This is a genomic window from Actinomycetospora sp. TBRC 11914 (genome assembly GCF_012933465.1).
Taxonomy (GTDB): domain Bacteria; phylum Actinomycetota; class Actinomycetes; order Mycobacteriales; family Pseudonocardiaceae; genus Actinomycetospora.
The window spans coordinates 252533-269428 of record NZ_JABBND010000002.1; the positions used below are offsets into that span (position 1 = coordinate 252533).

11 protein-coding genes are annotated in these 16896 nt (G+C 75.8%); 5 read left to right on the forward strand and 6 right to left on the reverse strand.

Annotated features, from left to right (window positions below; all coding sequences use genetic code 11):
* The first annotated feature begins 165 nt into the window (after positions 1-165).
* The 3 genes from HH311_RS07180 (at position 166) to HH311_RS07190 (ending at position 5573) form a co-directional block, all read left to right on the forward strand.
* Complete coding sequence (locus tag HH311_RS07180; protein ID WP_211189770.1) at positions 166-1785, forward strand: ABC transporter ATP-binding protein; 1620 nt, start codon at positions 166-168, stop codon at positions 1783-1785.
* Entirely contained in the window at positions 1782-3521 is a 1740-nt protein-coding gene (locus HH311_RS07185; RefSeq protein ID WP_169182937.1) for an ABC transporter ATP-binding protein, read from the forward strand. The genes HH311_RS07180 and HH311_RS07185 overlap by 4 nt, the downstream gene beginning before the upstream one ends.
* A gap of 63 nt (positions 3522-3584) precedes the next feature.
* Complete coding sequence (locus HH311_RS07190; RefSeq protein WP_169182938.1) at positions 3585-5573, forward strand: AAA family ATPase; 1989 nt, start codon at positions 3585-3587, stop codon at positions 5571-5573.
* Positions 5574-5631: 58 nt separating this feature from the next.
* On the opposite strand, the gene HH311_RS07195 is transcribed toward HH311_RS07190, so the two are convergent.
* From HH311_RS07195 to HH311_RS07210, 4 genes are all read right to left on the reverse strand, one after another.
* A complete protein-coding gene (locus HH311_RS07195; RefSeq protein ID WP_169182939.1) occupies positions 5632-6819 on the reverse strand; it encodes a DDE-type integrase/transposase/recombinase in 1188 nt (395 codons plus the stop codon).
* A gap of 169 nt (positions 6820-6988) precedes the next feature.
* Positions 6989-8803, reverse strand: coding sequence for a glutamine--fructose-6-phosphate transaminase (isomerizing) (glmS, locus tag HH311_RS07200; RefSeq protein ID WP_169182940.1), 1815 nt, complete (start codon positions 8801-8803; stop codon positions 6989-6991).
* Positions 8804-8814: 11 nt separating this feature from the next.
* Entirely contained in the window at positions 8815-9072 is a 258-nt protein-coding gene (locus HH311_RS07205) for a hypothetical protein (protein WP_169182941.1), read from the reverse strand.
* A gap of 245 nt (positions 9073-9317) precedes the next feature.
* On the reverse strand, positions 9318-10454 hold the full coding sequence (locus HH311_RS07210; RefSeq protein WP_169182942.1) for a citrate/2-methylcitrate synthase: 1137 nt from the start codon (positions 10452-10454) through the stop codon (positions 9318-9320).
* A 76-nt stretch (positions 10455-10530) separates the two neighbouring features.
* Here HH311_RS07210 and HH311_RS07215 point away from each other — a divergent pair, with 76 nt between their 5' ends.
* The gene (locus HH311_RS07215) at positions 10531-11667 is read left to right on the forward strand and encodes a citrate/2-methylcitrate synthase (protein ID WP_211189771.1); all 1137 of its coding nucleotides are present in this window, start codon (positions 10531-10533) and stop codon (positions 11665-11667) included.
* A gap of 51 nt (positions 11668-11718) precedes the next feature.
* Here HH311_RS07215 and HH311_RS07220 read toward each other — a convergent pair whose 3' ends face one another.
* Together HH311_RS07220 and HH311_RS07225 are read right to left on the reverse strand one after the other, a co-directional pair.
* The gene (locus HH311_RS07220; RefSeq protein ID WP_169182944.1) at positions 11719-12576 is read right to left on the reverse strand and encodes an ABC transporter permease subunit; all 858 of its coding nucleotides are present in this window, start codon (positions 12574-12576) and stop codon (positions 11719-11721) included.
* Positions 12573-15491, reverse strand: coding sequence for an alpha/beta fold hydrolase (locus HH311_RS07225; protein WP_312029984.1), 2919 nt, complete (start codon positions 15489-15491; stop codon positions 12573-12575). The genes HH311_RS07220 and HH311_RS07225 overlap by 4 nt, the downstream gene beginning before the upstream one ends.
* A gap of 268 nt (positions 15492-15759) precedes the next feature.
* Between HH311_RS07225 and HH311_RS07230 the strand changes: the two genes are divergently transcribed.
* Positions 15760-16809: a TerC/Alx family metal homeostasis membrane protein gene (locus HH311_RS07230; protein ID WP_312029985.1), complete on the forward strand. Its 1050-nt coding sequence runs from the start codon at positions 15760-15762 to the stop codon at positions 16807-16809.
* Positions 16810-16896: the final 87 nt, after the last annotated feature.

Genomic DNA, 16896 nt, shown 5'->3' on the forward strand with positions numbered 1-16896 from the left:
GAACGACCGAGACCGGAACGACCGACACCTCGGCGTCACGCCCCGGAAACCGGTCGCGCCGCCGCACGGCCGGCGCCTAGCGTCGGGCGCGTGATCCCACGCCCCGATTCTTGAGTCCCGCCGCGACAGGACCCGCGACGCCCCTACCCGGCGCCCTCGCTCCGCTTGCCCGCGCGACCGACGCCGGGCGGCTTCCTGCGCGCGATCCTGCGCGCGCGCCCGTGGCTCGCCACGGCCACCGTCGTCGTCGGGACGCTGTGGCTGGCGCCCGCCGCGGTGATCCCGCTGGTCGCCGGGGCGGCCGTCGACGCCGGGGTGTCGCGCGGCGACACCGGCGCGCTCCTGCGCGACGTCGCGGTGATCCTCGCCCTCGGCCTCGCGCAGATGGCGAGCGGTGGGCTGCTGGACTTCCTGGGGCACGCCCTGTGGCTGCACGCCGCGTCGGCGACCCAGCGGACCGTCAGCGCCCACGTGCTGGGCCTGGGCGCGTCGCTCGCGCCGCAGGCCGAGTCCGGCGACGTCACCGCGGTCACGACCTCGGACGTCGGCCGGATCGGCAACCTGTTCGAGACCGCCGGTCGCCTGGTCGGCTCCGTGGTCGCGTTCGGGGTGGTCGGGGCGGGCCTCGTGGCCCGGTCGCCGCTGCTCGGCGCGATCGCGCTCGTCGGGGTGCCGCTGGCGGTCGTCGGGATCGGCCCGCTGGTCGCGCCACTGCAGCGGCACCTCGACGACCAGCGCCGGGAGCTGACCGCGGTGAACGCGCTCGCGGCCGACATCGTCGCCGGGCTGCGGATCCTCCGCGGGGTCGGCGGCGAGGCCCGTTTCGCCGCCCGGGTCGGCGACGCCACCCAGCGCGTGCGCCGCGCGGGCGTCCGTGTCGCGCGCAGCACCGCCGCGCTCGCGGCCGCCGAGGTGCTGCTGCCCGGCGCGGTCCTGGTCACCCTGACCTGGCTGGGCGCGCGGCTCGCCGTCGCCGGCACCATCACCGCCGGCGAGCTGGTGGCGGTCTACGGGGCCTCGGCGTTCCTCGTCGTCCCGGTCAGCACCGCGACGGAGACGGTCGGGTCGCTCGCCGCGGCCCGGGCGGCCGCCCGCCGGGTGGTGCGGCTCCTCGCCCTGCGCCCGGTGCTGACCTCGCCGGCCGACCCGGTCCCGGTCCCGCCCGGCGCCCCGGACCTGCACGACCCGGTCACCGGCCTCCACGCGCCCGCGGGCGCGCTCACGGTGGTCGACGCCGGACCGGCCGCGTCCGCGCTGGCCGTGCGCCTGACGCGGTCGGTCGGTCCCGACGACGGCGAGGCGGTGCGGGTGGGCGGGGTCCCGGTCGACCGGGTCGAGCTCGCCGCGCTGCGCCGGCGGGTCGTCCACGCCCACCCCGAGGACCTGTGGTTCTCCGGCCGGCTGGGCGACGAGCTCGTGGTGCACGGCGCCCTCGACGTCGCCGCGGCCCTCGAGGCGGCGGCCGCCACCGAGATCGTCGACGGGTTCCCGGCCGGTCTCGACGAGGTGCTGGGGGAGCGCGGCCGGGAGGTCTCGGGCGGGCAGCGGCAGCGGCTGGGGCTGGCCCGGGTGCTGCTCACCGACGCCGACGTCCTGGTGCTCTCCGAGCCGACCTCCGCGGTGGACGCGCACACCGAGGCGTGGATCGCCGCCCGCGTCGCGGTGCTGCGCCGCGGCCGCACCACGGTCGTCCTGTCGCAGGGACCGCCGTGGCGCCACGTCGCCGACCACGTCGTCGACCTGACCCGGAGTCCCGAAGACAGCCTGGAGAGGAGCCCGTCGTGACCGCCGTCCTCGGCTACGCCACCCCGCGCGAGGCGTGGGCGTGGTCGCGGGGAGTGCTGCGCGCGCACCGCGGCCAGGTCGCGGTGACCTCGGCCTGCTTCCTCGCCGCCACCGGCGCGGGCCTGGTCGGGCCGCAGCTGCTCGGGATGCTCGTCGACGAGGTCGCGGGCGGCGGGCGCTCCACCACCCGCATCGACCTGCTCGCCCTCGCGTTCCTGGGCGCGCTCGTCGTGACGGCGGTCCTGCGCCGGTCCGCCCGGTGGCGGGCCGGGGTGCTGGGCGAGGAGCTGCTCGCCGCCAACCGCACCGGCCTCGTCACGCGGGCCCTGGCCCTGCCGCTCGCGACGGTCGAGGCGGTCGGCACCGGTCCGCTGCTCTCCCGCGCCACGACCGACCTCGACCGCGTCGACCACGCGCTGCGCCAGGGCGTCCCCGAGGTCCTCACCGCGGCGGTGACGGTCGCGCTCACCGTCGTCGCGATGGTGGTGACGTCGCCGCTGCTCGCGGCGGCGCTGCTGGTCGCGGTCCCGACGGTCGTCCTCCCCACCCGCTGGCTGTGGCGCCGGCTTCCGGGGGCGATGCAGCGCATGCTCGACGCCTGGGCCGCCCTCACCGCCCGGGTGCACGAGTCGACGGCGGGCGCCCGGACGCTCGAGTCGCTCGGCCTCGTCGAGCGCCGGACCGCGGGCGACGACGCGGCCCTCGTCGCCGCGGTGGACCGCGAACGGGACCTGCGCGCGCTGCACGTCCGCTGGACGCCGTGGCTGGAGATCTCCCACGTGCTGCCGGTGGCCGCGACCCTCCTGCTCGGGGCGTGGGCCCACGGCGCCGGGCTGGCCTCGCTGGGGGAGGTCACGACGATGGTCGTCTACGTCCAGGCCCTCGCCACCCCGGTGGACGAGGCGCTGTGGTGGGTGGAGGACCTCGTGGTCGCCGTCGTCGCGCTGCGCCGCGTGCTCGGGGTCCGGGCGCCCGACGGGGTCCGCGCCGAGCCGCTGCCCGCCGTCGCCGACGAGCGGGGACTGCACCTCGAGGCCGTCCGGTTCGCCTACCGCGCCGACCGGCCCGTGCTGCGCGGGGTCGACCTCCACGTCCCACCCGGCGAGCGGCTCGCCGTCGTCGGCGGATCGGGAGCCGGGAAGTCGACGCTGGCGCGGCTCGTCGCCGGGATCTCGGCGCCGTCGTCGGGGTCGGTCCGCCTCGACGGCCGCGAGGTCGGCACGCTCGACGACGACGTGCTGCGCGGCGAGGTGCTGCTGCTCACCCAGGAGCACCACGTGTTCACCGGCACCGTCCGCGACAACCTGCTGCTGCCCGCCGTCGACGTCGGCGACGACGACCTGCGGGGGGCGCTCGCGCTGGTCGGGCTCGGCGACTGGCTCGCGGGCCTGCCCGACGGGCTCGCGACGGCGGTCGGGTCCGGGGCGCTGACGGTGCCGGCGGCGGTGGCCCAGCAGCTCGCGCTCGCCCGCGTGGTGCTCGCCGACCCGGGCACCGTCGTGCTCGACGAGGCCACCTCGCTGCTCGACACCGCCGCGGCGCGGCGGGCCGAGGGCGCGCTCGACCGGGTGCTCGCGGGCCGGACCGTCATCGCGATCGCGCACCGGCTGCACACCGCGGCCGGGGCCGACCGGGTGGCGGTGATGGCGGACGGCGAGATCGTCGAGCTGGGGCCGCCGGCCGAGCTCCTGCGCGCCGGCGGGCCCTACGCGCGGTTGGTGGCGGCGGCGGCCTGACCGGACGGGCACGACCGGCGTCGCGCGGGCACTCTGGAGGACACCACTTCTCCAGGAGGTCACGTGCCCGACCCCCACGACGAGGACCGCGACCGGCCCGCGTCCTCCCTGCTCGACGGGATCGTCGGCCGGCTCGTCGACCTCGACCTCGGGCTGCTCTTCGGCGAGCCCGACGACGCCCGCCGCGACGAGCGGGACGCGCGCCGCGACCCGCCGTCGGGACCCGGTGAGGGACAGGGGCAGGGGCAGCGCACCGGCACCGCCTCGTCGTCGGGACCCTCCCGCCCGCCGCGGCGGACTCCGACCCTCGACCGCCACGGCCACGACCTCACCGCGGACGCCCGGGCGGGGCGGCTCGACCCGGTGATCGGGCGGGACCCGGAGATCGCGCAGGTCGTCGAGGTGCTCGCGCGCCGGAGCAAGAACAACCCGGTGCTGCTGGGCGAGCCCGGCGTCGGGAAGACCGCCGTGGTCGAGGGCATCGCGGCTCGCGTCGTCGAGGGGACGGTGCCCGAGGCGCTGCGCGGGGTGCGGGTCGTCGCGGTCGACCTGGCCGGGATGGTGGCGGGAACGAAGTACCGCGGCGAGTTCGAGGAGCGGCTGACCGCGGTGCTCCGGGAGGCGGCGCACCCCGACGTCGTGCTGTTCGTCGACGAGCTCCACCTGATCGTCGGGGCGGGCGCGGGCCACGAGGGCACGATGGACGCGGCGTCGATGCTCAAGCCGGCGCTCGCCCGCGGGGAGCTGCGGCTGGTCGGCGCGACGACCACGGCCGAGTACCGCCGCCACGTGGAGCCCGACGCCGCGCTCGCCCGCCGGCTGGCGCCGATCACCGTCGAGGAGCCGACACCGGAGCAGGCGCTCGCCGTGCTCGACGGGGTCGTGGGCCGGTACGAGGCGCACCACCGCGTCGTCCTCCCGCCGGCGACCCGCCGCGCGGCCGTCGACCTCACGTCCCGGCACGTCCACGACCGCCGGCTGCCCGACAAGGCGCTCGACGCGCTGGACCGGGCGGCGGCCCGGGTCCGGACCCGGATCTCGGGGGACGAGGCGGCCCCGACGGTGACCCCGGCCGACGTCGCGCAGGTGGTCGCCGACACCACCGGCATCCCGGTCGCCGACCTCACCGACGACGACCGCGCCCGCCTGGGGACCCTCGACGCGACGCTGCGGGCGCGGGTCGTCGGGCAGGACCCGGCGGTGGCGACGGTGGTCGACGCGGTCCTGGCCGGGCGGGCGGGCCTCGCCGACCCGGGCCGGCCGCTGGCGTCGTTGCTGTTCGTGGGCCCGACCGGGGTGGGGAAGACCGAGCTGGCGCGGGCGCTGGCGTCGGCGGTGCACGGGTCGGACGAGCACCTGGTGCGGTTCGACATGGCCGAGTTCGCCGAGGCGCACACGGTCTCGCGGCTCACCGGCGCGCCGCCGGGCTACGTCGGGCACGACCGGCCGGGGGAGCTCACCGAGGCGGTGCGGCGGCGGCCGTCGAGCGTGGTGCTGTTCGACGAGATCGAGAAGGCGCACGCCGACGTGGTGGCGGTGCTGCTCGGGGTCCTCGACGCGGGCCGGCTCACCGACACCCACGGCCGGACGGCGTCGTTCACCGACACCGTGGTGATCATGACGTCGAACCTGGCGGCGGCCGAGCTGAAGGTCGCGGGGGAGGACGTCGAGGCCGCGCGGGAGCCGGTGATGGCGGTGCTGCGGCGCGCGCTGCGCCCGGAGCTGCTGGGCCGCATCGACGATGTCGTGCTCTTCCGGCCGCTGTCGAGCGAGCGGCTCGGGGAGGTGGTGGAGCTGCAGCTGTCCGCGACGAGGCAGCGGCTGGCCGAGCGCGACGTCGCGCTGCGGGTGACTCCGGCCGCGGTGGCGCTGCTCGCGGGGCGGGCCGACCGGCGCTCCGGCGCGCGGGGCCTGCGCCAGGTGGTGGCCCGCGAGGTGGAGCGTCCGATCGCGCGGCGGATCGTGGCCGGGGCGGTGCCGAGCGGGTCGGAGGTCGTGGTGGACGCGCACGGCGAGACGGTGACGTTCGAGGTAGGTGGCTTCGCCTCGTGAGCAGAAAGTGCCGCTATAGTGGCATGTGCTGTCTCAGCACATCCAAGACAGGTCTGTCTCAGCGCATCGGAGACAGGTTGGTGGTCCGCTGGTAGCGGACGCTGCGGTCGAGGGTAAGGCTGGCGGCGACGGCGTCATCGATGAGAACGGTGACGCGGTCGCCTTGCCAGAACACCCCGGCGGTGGCGCCGGCGTGGCGTCGCCCGAGGCCGATGGAGGCGCCGCTGAAGCGGATCACGCCGGTGGCTGAGACGGTGCGGGTCAGGTGCCCGGCGATGCGCGGGGCGGGTCCGACGGGGCGGGCGCGGTCGCTGGCGTGGAAGCGCTGGTAGGGGGTGTCACCGCCGAGGGCCTGGTGGCGCCGGTGGTTGTAGCCCTGCCGGTAGGCATCGAGCAGCGTCTGCAGCTCGGCCAGGGTGCCCGGGGCGGGGCGGGCCGTGAGCCACTGCTGCAGGGTCAGGTGGGCGCGTTCGTTTTTCCCGCAGGTCTGGGGGTGTCCGATCGAGGACACGATGGTGGTGATCCCGAGCTGGGCCAGGCCTCGTTCCATCTCGACCAACGGCCAGTGGCGGCGCTTGCCGGAGAACGCGGTGCCGTTGTCGGAGAGCACGCAGGCCGGGTGGCCGTAGTCGGCGAAGCCGGCGCACAGCGCCGCCCACACGTCGTGGCTGTTCTCGCTGCGCGCTGCCCGGCAGGCGATATCGAGGCGGGAGTGGTCGTCGAGGATCTGCACGACGGTGACCCGGGTGCCATCGGCGAGCTCGAGGTCGGTGCCGTCGATCTGCCAGACCGCGTTCGGGGACGGGTGCACGAACCGTCGCCCGGGCTTGGGGCGCTTGCGCGGCTGCGGGGTGACCTGGCCGCGCGCGACGAGCAGGCGGTGGATGGTGGCCCGCGAGGGCACCACCGCCAGCTCGAGTACCGGCCCGCCGGTGGGGTGCACGCCGCTGCGGGCGATGTCGAGCAGCCGCCAACGGATCGACTGCGCCCCGTTGTCCCAGCCCTCATCGGCGAGCTCCTTGCGGGCCCGCACCACCGCCTCGCCGACATGGTCGGGGGTGCGGGTCGGGTGGGAGTGCGGGGCCCGCGAGCGCGGCGCCAGCCCCGCGCTGCCCTCGGCCTGGAACCGGGCGAGCTTGACGTAGAACCCAGCCCGGGACACCCCCGTCTCCCGGCACACCCGACTGACGTTGATCTTCTCGCCGGCGGCGGCCCGTGCGACCGCGGCAACCAGCACTGGATCCATCTCGAACCCTGTCCTGCCCACACCCGAGCAGGCTGGTCACCACCGTGACCAGCCCACCCGGCGGGCCTGCTCAGTGTCCGCGATGTGCTGAGACAGGAACTGTCTACGAAGTCCTGAGCACAGACATGCCGCTATAGCGGCACTTTCTGCTCACGAGGCCGCAGGCCACCTATTCGACCGTCACCGACTTCGCCAGGTTCCGCGGCTTGTCGATGTCGCGTCCGAGCGCGGCCGCGCAGTGGTAGGCCAGCATCTGCAGCGGGACGCCGAGCAGGATCGGGTCGAGCTCGGGCTCCAGGCGCGGCACCCGCAGCACGGCGTCGGCGAGGCCGTCGGGGAGGTCGGCGTTGGTCACCACGATCACCGGGCCGCCGCGGGCCTTGACCTGCTCGATCGTCGAGATGTTCTTCGCGACGAGCTCGTCGTCGGGCACCACCACCACGCAGGGCATGCTCGCGTCGACCAGCGCCAGCGGGCCGTGCTTGAGCTCGGCCGAGGGGTACGCCTCGGCGTGCACGTAGGAGATCTCCTTGAGCTTCTGCGCGCCCTCCCGCGCGACCGCCGACCCCCGCACCCGACCGAGGTAGAACATCGACCGCGCGTCGGCGTACTTCCGTGCGACCGCCGCCACCTCGTCCTCGCCGGCCAGGGTGTGCTCCACCGCGTCGGGCAGCCGCCGCAGCCCGTCGACCAGCCGCGTCCCGTGCGCCGCCGAGAGGTCCCGGACCCGTCCCAGCAGGAGGGCGAGCAGCGCGAACGAGGTCACCATCGAGCTGAACGCCTTGGTCGAGGCCACCGAGACCTCCGGCCCGGCGTGCAGGAACATGCCGGCCCCGCACTGGCGGGCGATCGCCGAGCCGATGACGTTGACGCAGCCGACCACCCGCCCGCCCTTGCGCTGCAGCTCCTCGACCGCCGCGAGCGTGTCGATGGTCTCGCCGGACTGGCTGACCGCGACGTAGAGCGTGTCCGGGTCGACCAGCGGGTTGCGGTAGCGGAACTCGCTGGCCTGCTCGGCGTCGGCGGGGACCCGGGCCAGCTCCTCCACCAGCGCCGCGCCCATCTGGCCGGCGTAGAGCGCGGAGCCGCAGCCCAGGAACGTCACCCGCCGGATGCTGCGCAGCTCGCGCGGGTCGAGGCGCAGCCCGTCCAGGCGCGCCGTCGCGAACCGGGTGTCGAGACGTCCGGCGAGCACCCGCCGCAGCGCCGCGGGCTGCTCGTGGATCTCCTTGGAGAGGAAGTCGGGGTGGCCGTCGAGGGCGTAGTCGTCGTCCTCGACGTCGACCGTAGTCGGCGGGCTGAGCCGGGACCCCTCGTAGCCGGTGGCGGTGATGGTGGCGAGCTCGCCGTCGGCGAGGAACACCACCTGGCGGGTGTGCCGGACCAGGGCGGCCACGTCGGAGGCGACGAACATCTCGCCGTCGCCGAGCCCGAGCACGATCGGGCTGCCGTTGCGGGCGACGACGAGCTCGTCCGGACGACGGGCGTCGAGCACGACGAGCCCGTAGGTCCCCTCGACCACTCGCAGCGCCTCGCGCACCGCCTCCTCCAGCGAGCGCGACTCGTCCTCGGCGGCCGCCCGGGCGATGAGGTGGGGGAGGACCTCGGTGTCGGTGTCGCTGGCGAAGGTCACGCCGTCCGCGGTCAGCTTGGCCCGCAGCTCCTCGGCGTTCTCGACGATGCCGTTGTGCACCACCGCGATCCGGCCGGCGGTGTCGGTGTGCGGGTGGGCGTTGCGCTCGCTGGGCTCGCCGTGGGTGGCCCAGCGGGTGTGGGCGATCCCGATCCGGCCGGCGCCGGGCTCGTCGCCGATCGCCGCCCGGAGGTCGTCGACGCGGCCCACGGCCCGCGTCGTGCGCAGCGCCTTGCGGTGCGCCACCGCGAGACCGGCGCTGTCGTACCCCCGGTACTCGAGCCTCGCGAGCCCCTCGACCAGGATCCTCGACGCCGGACGGTTCCCGACGTACCCCACGATGCCGCACATGGCCTGCCCCTTCAGCCGTAGACGATGCGTCGCAGGCGCCGCTCGCTGACCGGTCCGGACGCGACGGGTCGCCGGGTGAGCTCGTCGGCGATCACGGTCCAGATCTCGGCGTTGCGCTTCTCGCGGGCCTGCAGCTCCCGGTGGCGCCGGCGCACGTACTCCTCGGTGGTCTCGGAGAAGTACGCGACGACGTCGGCCACCACCCGCGCGGCGACCGGTCCGGGCAGACCCGTCGACGTCGCGACGTGGGCGACGAGCTCGGGGTCCATGACGGCGAGCCTGCCCGGCGGCGACGATTCGGGCCAGTTTCCTGCCCGCGGGCGGGCAGGATCGGCGGGTTGGAAGCGGCGAACGGCGCGTTCCGGGGGCTGCGGTCCTTCGTCGCACGAGGGGAACCCTCGGGTGCCTAGAGCGGCGACATCTTCCCCTCGCCGCGATCAGCGCGGTGCGCGAGGGGAACATCCGGTCGCTCTAGTGGCACGAGGGTTCCCCTCGCGCGGGGGATGGACGGTCCCTACGACGGCGACGGACCCACGTAGCGCGCCGAAGGCCGGATGATCGTCGACGAGCCCGCCTGCTCCAGCACGTGCGCGCACCACCCCACGACCCGGCTCACCGCGAACGTCGGCGTGAACATCTCCCGCGGGATGCCGGCGAGCAGCATCACCACGCCCGCCCAGAACTCGACGTTGACCCGCAGGTCGCGCCCGGGCCGGTACTCGGCGAGCAGGGCCTCGGTGCGCTCCTGCACGGTCTCGGCGAGCCCGACGATCTCCCCGCCCGGCCGGTCCCGCAGCTCCCGCGCCACCTCGCGCAGCAGGCCCGCGCGGGGGTCGGCGGTGCGGTACACCGCGTGCCCGAAGCCCATGATCCGGTCGCCGGCCGCGAGCTTGGCGCGGACGTAGTCGTCGACCCGCTCCGGCGAGCCGATCTCGTCGACCGCCTCCAGGGCGCGGTCGGGCGCTCCGCCGTGCAGCGGGCCGGCGAACGTGCCGAGTGCCGCGACGACCGCGGACGCCACGTCGGTGCCGGCCGAGGCCGCCACCCGCGCCGTGAAGGTCGAGGCGTTGAACCCGTGGTCGATGGTGGCGACGAGGTAGCGCTCGACGGCGGCCGCGGCCTGCGGCTCGGGCTCGGAGCCGGTGAGCAGGTGGAGCCAGGCGGCGCCGCCGTGCAGGTCGTCGCGGGGCGCCACCGGCTCCAGGCCGTGCCGCAACCGGTGGAGGGCGGCGAGGATCGTCGGGGTCGCGGCGACGACCCGCAGCGCGTCGGCCCGCCGGTCCCGCGGGGCGGCGCCCCAGGTCGGCGCGAAGCCGTCGGCGGCGCCCAGCGTGGACAGGGCGGCCCGGAGCCCGGCGAGCGCGGCGAACTCGGTGCCCGCCGTCGCGAGGGTGGGGAGCACGGCGTGCACGGCGGCGGGGAGCTCACGGCGGTCCGCGAGCTCGGCGCGGAACCGCGCCCGGCCGACGTCGTCGGGGAGCTCGCCGTCGAGGACGAGCGCGGCGGCGTCGTCGAACGTGGCGGTGCGGGCCAGCTCGACCGCCGAGCGACCCCGGTAGTGGTAGTAGCCCTCGGTCCCGAGGACGTCCCCGATGGCGGTGTCGCTGACGGCCACCCCGCGCAGGCCGGCGGGGACGGTGTCGATGGTCATGGCCCGACGATGCGCGCAGCCGATCAATGCAGTCAATCTTGATACAGTCAACCTCGTGCCACGACGGTCGAGCCGGATGACGACGGCGGAGGCGGCGGCGCGTCTCGGGGTGAAGGCGGAGACGCTCTACGCCTACGTGAGCCGCGGCCTGCTCACCTCCGAGCGCGGCACCGGCGGCCGGGCCAGCACCTTCGACGCCGCCGAGGTCGAGGCCCTCGTCGCGACCCGGGGCGCCACCCGGCGCCCGACCGGCGTCGCGGAGACGATCACGACGCGGCTCACGCTCCTGGCCGACGACGAGGTGTACTACCGCGGGCTCCGCGCGACCGACCTCGCGCGGACCGAGACCCCCGAGCGCGTCGCCGCGCTGCTCTGGCTCGGCGACCGCGACGCCGGCATCGACGAGCCGGACCTCGGGGGCGTCGTCGAGCCGGTCCGGGAGATCGTGGCGCACCTGCCCGGGCGACCGCGCCCCACCGACCGGCTCCGGGTCGCCGTCGCCACCCTCGCCGCCCTCGACCCGTGGCGGTTCGACCTCGAGCCCGCGGCCGTCGTCGCGACCGCGATGCGGTGCTGGCGGGGGATGGTCGGTGCCCTGGGCGAGGGTGGGCTGTGGCCGGCGCTCGCCGACGACCCGACGACACCCGAGCCGCCGGAGGTGCTGCGGACCGCCCTGGTGCTGCTCGCCGACCACGGGCTCGCGGCCTCCACGATGGCCGCGCGGGTGGCGGCGAGCGCGCGGGCCCATCCGTACGCGGTGGTGTCGGCGGGGCTGGGCGCCCTCGACGGGCCGGTGCACGGGACGGCGAGCACCGCGGCGCACCGGTTCCTCGGCGAGGCGCTGCGCGATCCCGAGGCCGCGGTGGCCGAGCGGCTGCGCGCCGGGGAGCGGCTGCCGGGCTTCGGGCACTCGATCTACCGCGAGCGCGATCCGCGCGCGGCGGTCCTGCTGGCGCTGATCCCGGGCAGCGAGGAGGCGGCCGTCGTCGAGCGGCTGGCGGCGGCGGTGGCGGGCCGGCCGGGCGTCTTCCCGAACGTCGACCTGGCCATGGCGGCGGTGCAGCGCGTGTACGGCCTCCGCGCCGAGGCGGGGGAGGCGATCTTCGCCGTGGCGCGCACCGTCGGATGGATCGCGCACGCGCTGGAGCAGTACGCGGACCCCGGGCTGCGGTTCCGGGTGGAGGGCGCCTATGTGGGCCTTCGGCCCTCGTGAGCACTAAGTGTCGCTATACCGACCTTTAGTGCTCACGAGGCCGAAGGCCACCTAGGAGATGTCCTTCCGCCGGAACCACCACACGGCCGTCACCCCGAACGCCGTCGCCCACACCAGACCGGCCAGCACGCCGCGCACCACGTCGGTCGCGTCGACGTCGACCGTGAGCAGGTCCGACCAGGCGAAGGCGTAGTGGGTCGGCAGCGCGTCGCGGACCGAGCCGAGCGCGTCGATCGAGTCGAGGATCTGCGACAGGATCGAGATCAGGACCGCCCCGCCGACGGCGCCGAGCGGCGCGTCGGTGGCCACCGAGAGCAGCGTCGAGACCCCCGCGACCCACGCCAGGTACAGCGCGAGGTAGACCACGCAGAGCAGCAGCCGCACGATCGCCGCGCCGTAGGGCAGCGTCTCCCCGGTCGGCGAGCTGTACGCCCCGTCGCCGTAGACCAGCGTCCCGAGCGCCAGCGACACCAGCGGCAGCACGACGAGCGCCGCGGCCGACAGGATGCCGGCGACGATCACCTTCTGGCGCAGCAGCCGCACCCGCGGCACGGGGATCGCGAGCAGGTAGCGCAGCGAGGACCACGACGCCTCGCTCGCGACGGTGTCGCCGAAGAACAGCGCCACGAGCACCACGAACAGGAAGCTCGCCGAGGAGAACAGCGCGAACGCGGTGAAGTTCGGCCCCGAGGTCTGCGCCAGGTCGGTCAGCGACACCCCGGCCTGCCCCGGTGGCGAGGACCGCCCGACGGAGAACGCGATCCACAGCACGAACGGGAGCACGACGGCGAGCCCGAGCGTGATATGCGTCCGACGGCGCCGCAGCTGGCGCAGCAGCTCGACCCGCACCGGCAGCGTCGCCCCGGGCGACGCGAGCCGCGGCCCGAGCCGGTGGTCCTGCAGGCTCACGACGGGCCCCCTTCCTCCCCGATCAGCGCCAGGAACGCGTCTTCCAGGCGGCGCCGCGGCCCGACCCCGACGACGTCGATCCCGGCGTCCACCAGCGCCCGCACCACCGCGGAGCGCTCGGCGGGCCCGGCGTCGCGGCCCACGTCGACCACGACGACGTCGTCGCGCTCGCGGTCGGCCTCGGCGGCGTGCTCACCGGCGGCGACCACCGCCACCGCCCGGTCCCGCTGCGCCGGCGGCACCGTGACCGCCAGCTGCCCGCCGGCGACCAGCTCCGCCACCTCGCCGGTGGCCACCACCTCGCCGTGGTGCATGACGACGACGTGGCTGCAGGTCTGCTCGACCTCGGCCAGCAGGTGGCTCGACACCAGGACGGTCCTGCGTGACCCACCGTCCGGGCTCTCCGCCGCGTACCGCCGCAGCACCTCCCGCATCGCGTGGATCTGCGGCGGGTCGAGCCCGTTGGTCGGCTCGTCGAGCACCAGCAGGTCGGGCATCCCCAGCATCGCCTGGGCGATCGCCAACCGCTGGCGCATCCCCTGCGAGTAGGTCTTCACCACCCGGTCGATCGCCGTCCCCAGCCCCGCGATCTCCATCGCCTCGTCCATCCGGGCCTCGGGCAGCGGCCGCCCGGTCGCGGCCCAGTACAGCTCCAGGTTGGACCGGCCGGACAGGTGCGGCAGGAACCCGGGGCCCTCGACGAACGACCCGAGCCGCCCCAGCACCGGCGCCCCCGGCACCACCCGCACCCCGAACACCCGCAGCTCGCCCGCGGTCGGGCGGACGAGGCCCATGAGCATCCGCAGCGTCGTCGTCTTCCCCGCCCCGTTGGGGCCGAGCAGCCCGAGCACCTGCCCGCGCTCGACGCGGAAGGACACGTCGCGGACCGCCACGAACCCGTTGCGGTAGGTCTTCGCGAGGTCGCGCACCACCAGCGGGACGTCGACGAGCTCCGGGTCCACCGCGAGGTCGCCGCCGGGTTCGAGGTCCCGACGACGACGGCGGGCGGCCACCAGCCGCCCGACGACCACCGCCACGACGACGGCCGCCAGCAGCAGCCCGATCGCGACGACCGGCCCGAGCGGCACGCTGGTCCCGCCCGTCTCGGTGCCGGCCACGGAGGGCAGCGAGAGCGCCGCCGGGACCGAGCGGTCGAGGTCCACGCGGTAGACGGCCGGGTCGGGCGGGGACGCGAAGCCCTGGTCGGTCGTCGCGAGCGCGACCTCGAGCCGGTGCCCGGCCGCGACCGTGGCGACGACGCCGGGCAGCGTCACCGTCACCGCGACCGGCGACCCGTCGCCGGGCAGCGCGGGCAGGCGCACCGGCGCGACGGCCGAGCCCAGCAGCGTCCGGGTGGGCGGGGCGCCGTTCTGCCCGGGCGCGACGTCGTAGACCTTGCCGAAGAGCACCGGCGACGTCGTCGGGCTCGTGACGCCGGGCTGCGTCGCCGTCGGGGGCGCGGCCACCGTCACGCGGACCTGCGGCGAGCCCGAGACGACGGTGCGGGTGGCCATCGGATCGGTGGTGAAGGTGGCGGCCTGGCCGGGCAGGTCGGAGGCCAGCCGGCCGAGCAGCGCCGACGCACCGCCGGACCCCGACCCGGAGGATCCCGAGGACCCGGACGATCCCGACGACCCCGAGGAGCCGGCCGCGCCCCCCGCGAGCGCGGTCAGCCCCGGCACGCTCGAGATCGACCCCGGCACCCCGCCGGCGGGGGAGACCACGGTCTGCGCGGCCCCCGAGAGCGGCAGCGACGTCCGCGGGGTGGGCGCGGCGCCGGACAGGCCGGGGTAGGCGGGGGCGGTCGCGAGCCGCGACGTGGGCGTGGCGCGGCTGCGCACCCCGGAGGGCAGCACGTAGGTGAAGGTGGTGGGCGGCACCGATCCGACGCCCTGCAGGTAGTGGTCCAGCCACCCCGCGATCCGCGCGTTCGTGCGCTGGTCCGGGGACCCGCCGTCGTGCCCGCCGTTGAACCAGGCGACGGCGACGGTGCCGCCCCCGGCCGCGATCTGCCGGGCGGTGGCGTCGGCCTGGTCCAGCCCGAAGAGGGTGTCGTTCTCGCCCTGCACGAGCAGCGTCGGGGCGGTGATGCGGGAGGCCACCGACGCGGGGGAGGCGCGCGCGAGGAACGCGGCGAGCGCCGGCGGTTCGCGCCCGGTGCGCACCGCGTCGACGTAGCCCGCGCAGACCTCGGGGAGGAACCGGCCGCACACGTCGGGACCCTGCCGGGGCGCGTTCTGCCCGATCCCGAAGAACAGCGAGGCCCAGGAGCGCTTGAACACCCCGTCGGCGCCGCCCGCGCCGGGGGCGGGGGTCCCCGCGCTCACCGGGGTCGCGGACCCGTCGTTCGGGAACAGCGCCTGGCCGAGGTCGTTCCAGGTGATCAGCGGGACGGTGGCGTCGACGCGGTGGTCGTAGGCCGCGAGCAGCAGGGACAGCGCCCCGCCGTAGGAGCCGCCGGTGACCCCGACGCGCGGGTCGCCGGGGCCGTCGAGGCGGACCTCGGGGCGGGTGGCGAGCCAGTCGACGAGCTGGGAGGCGTCGGCGACCTCGTAGTCCGGGCTGTCGAGCGCGATCTGCCCGGTGCTCGCCCCGAAGCCCCGCGCCGACCAGGCGAGCACCACGTACCCGCGGGCGGCGAACGAGCGAGCCTCGTCGGCCACCGAGTCCTTCGTCTGCCCGAACCCGTGCGCGAGCAGCACCGCCGGGGCCGGGGTGCGCGCGGGCAGGTAGAGCGTGGCGTCCAGCGACTGCGGCTGGGTGCGGCCCGGCCCGTCGCGGACGTCGATGCGCAGGGCCTGTTCGCGCGTGCCCCCGGAGTCCTGGGCGGACGCGGCCGGGGCGGCGGGGACCCCGAGCAGCAGCAGCGCCACGAGGGACACCACGGCGGCCGCGAGGGCACGGGGGCGCGTCACCCGCGAAACCCTAGGTCGGCGCGGTGTGCTCGGCGTGCGGAGCGGCCCGTGACCACGCTGGGGGTGGGATGGGACACGCGTAGTGAACGCCTGTGCCATGATGCCCCGCGGAGGGGAGTATCCCCAGACGGCCTGCGGGCGCCTCGTCAGCACGACAGCGGAAAGATGTCCGGGGCGCCCAGGCGCCACCGCCCGTTCCCGGGCCGGTGGCGCCGGGAGAGACCTCCGGTGTGGATGAGAGCTACCCACCGGAGGAGAAGTGCGCCTCGTGCTCCCCGCAGCGCCCCCCGTGCCCCCGCCGCCCCTGCCCGGTTCGGCCCTGCCCGCCCCGAGCCTGCCGACGTCCGGCGGCGAACCGTTCTGGCTGTGGGGGCTGACCCTCGTCGGCCTGGTCGCGATCTTCGCGGTCGACCTGTGGTCGGGACGACGACCCCGTGAGGTCACGCTGCGCGACGCCTGGCGGGGTGTGGCGATCTACGTCGGGCTCGCGGTGCTGTTCGCGGCGGGCCTGATGGTGTTCGGGGGACGGCACGAGGCGACGGCGTTCATCGCGGGCTACGTCACCGAGTACTCGCTCTCGGTCGACAACCTGTTCGTCTTCCTGCTGATCATGACGGCGTTCGCGGTGCCCAAGGAGTTCCAGCACCGCGTGCTGCTGGTCGGCATCCTCGTCGCGCTGGTGATGCGCGGCGGGTTCATCCTCGCCGGGGCGGCCGTCGTGTCCCGGTTCTCGTGGGTGTTCTACCTCTTCGGCGCGTTCCTGCTGCTCACCGCGTGGCGGGTGTTCCGGGGCGACGACGACGGCGAGTACCGCGAGAACGTCCTGGTGCGCGCGCTGCGCCGGGTCCTGCGCGTGACGGACGAGTTCCACGGGGAGCGCCTGACCGTCGTGCAGGGCGGCCGGCGGATGGTCACCCCGATGCTCATGGTGATGCTCGCGCTCGGCCTCACCGACCTGTTCTTCGCGCTCGACTCGATCCCCGCGATCCTCGGGCTGACCAAGGACGCGTACATCGTGTTCACCGCCAACGCGTTCGCGCTGCTGGGGCTGCGCCAGCTCTACTTCCTGCTCGACGGCCTGCTCTCGCGGCTGGTGTACCTGCAGTACGGCCTGGCGGTGATCCTCGGCTTCATCGGCCTCAAGCTGGTGCTCGAGGCGCTGCACACGAACACGGTGCCGTTCGTCAACGGCGGCGCCCCGGTGCCGGTGCCGTTGATCGGCATCGAGCTCTCGCTGGGGGTCATCGTGGGTGTGCTGGTGGTCACCACGGTGGCGAGCCTGCTGCGCACGCGCCTGCGCGGCGGCGCCGCGGTCTGAGACCCCACGCCGCGTTCACGGCGCTCCCGCGTCCGCGCTGGCACCCTCGACGGGGAGGTCCGGGGCAGGCGGGCCGTCGGCGGCACG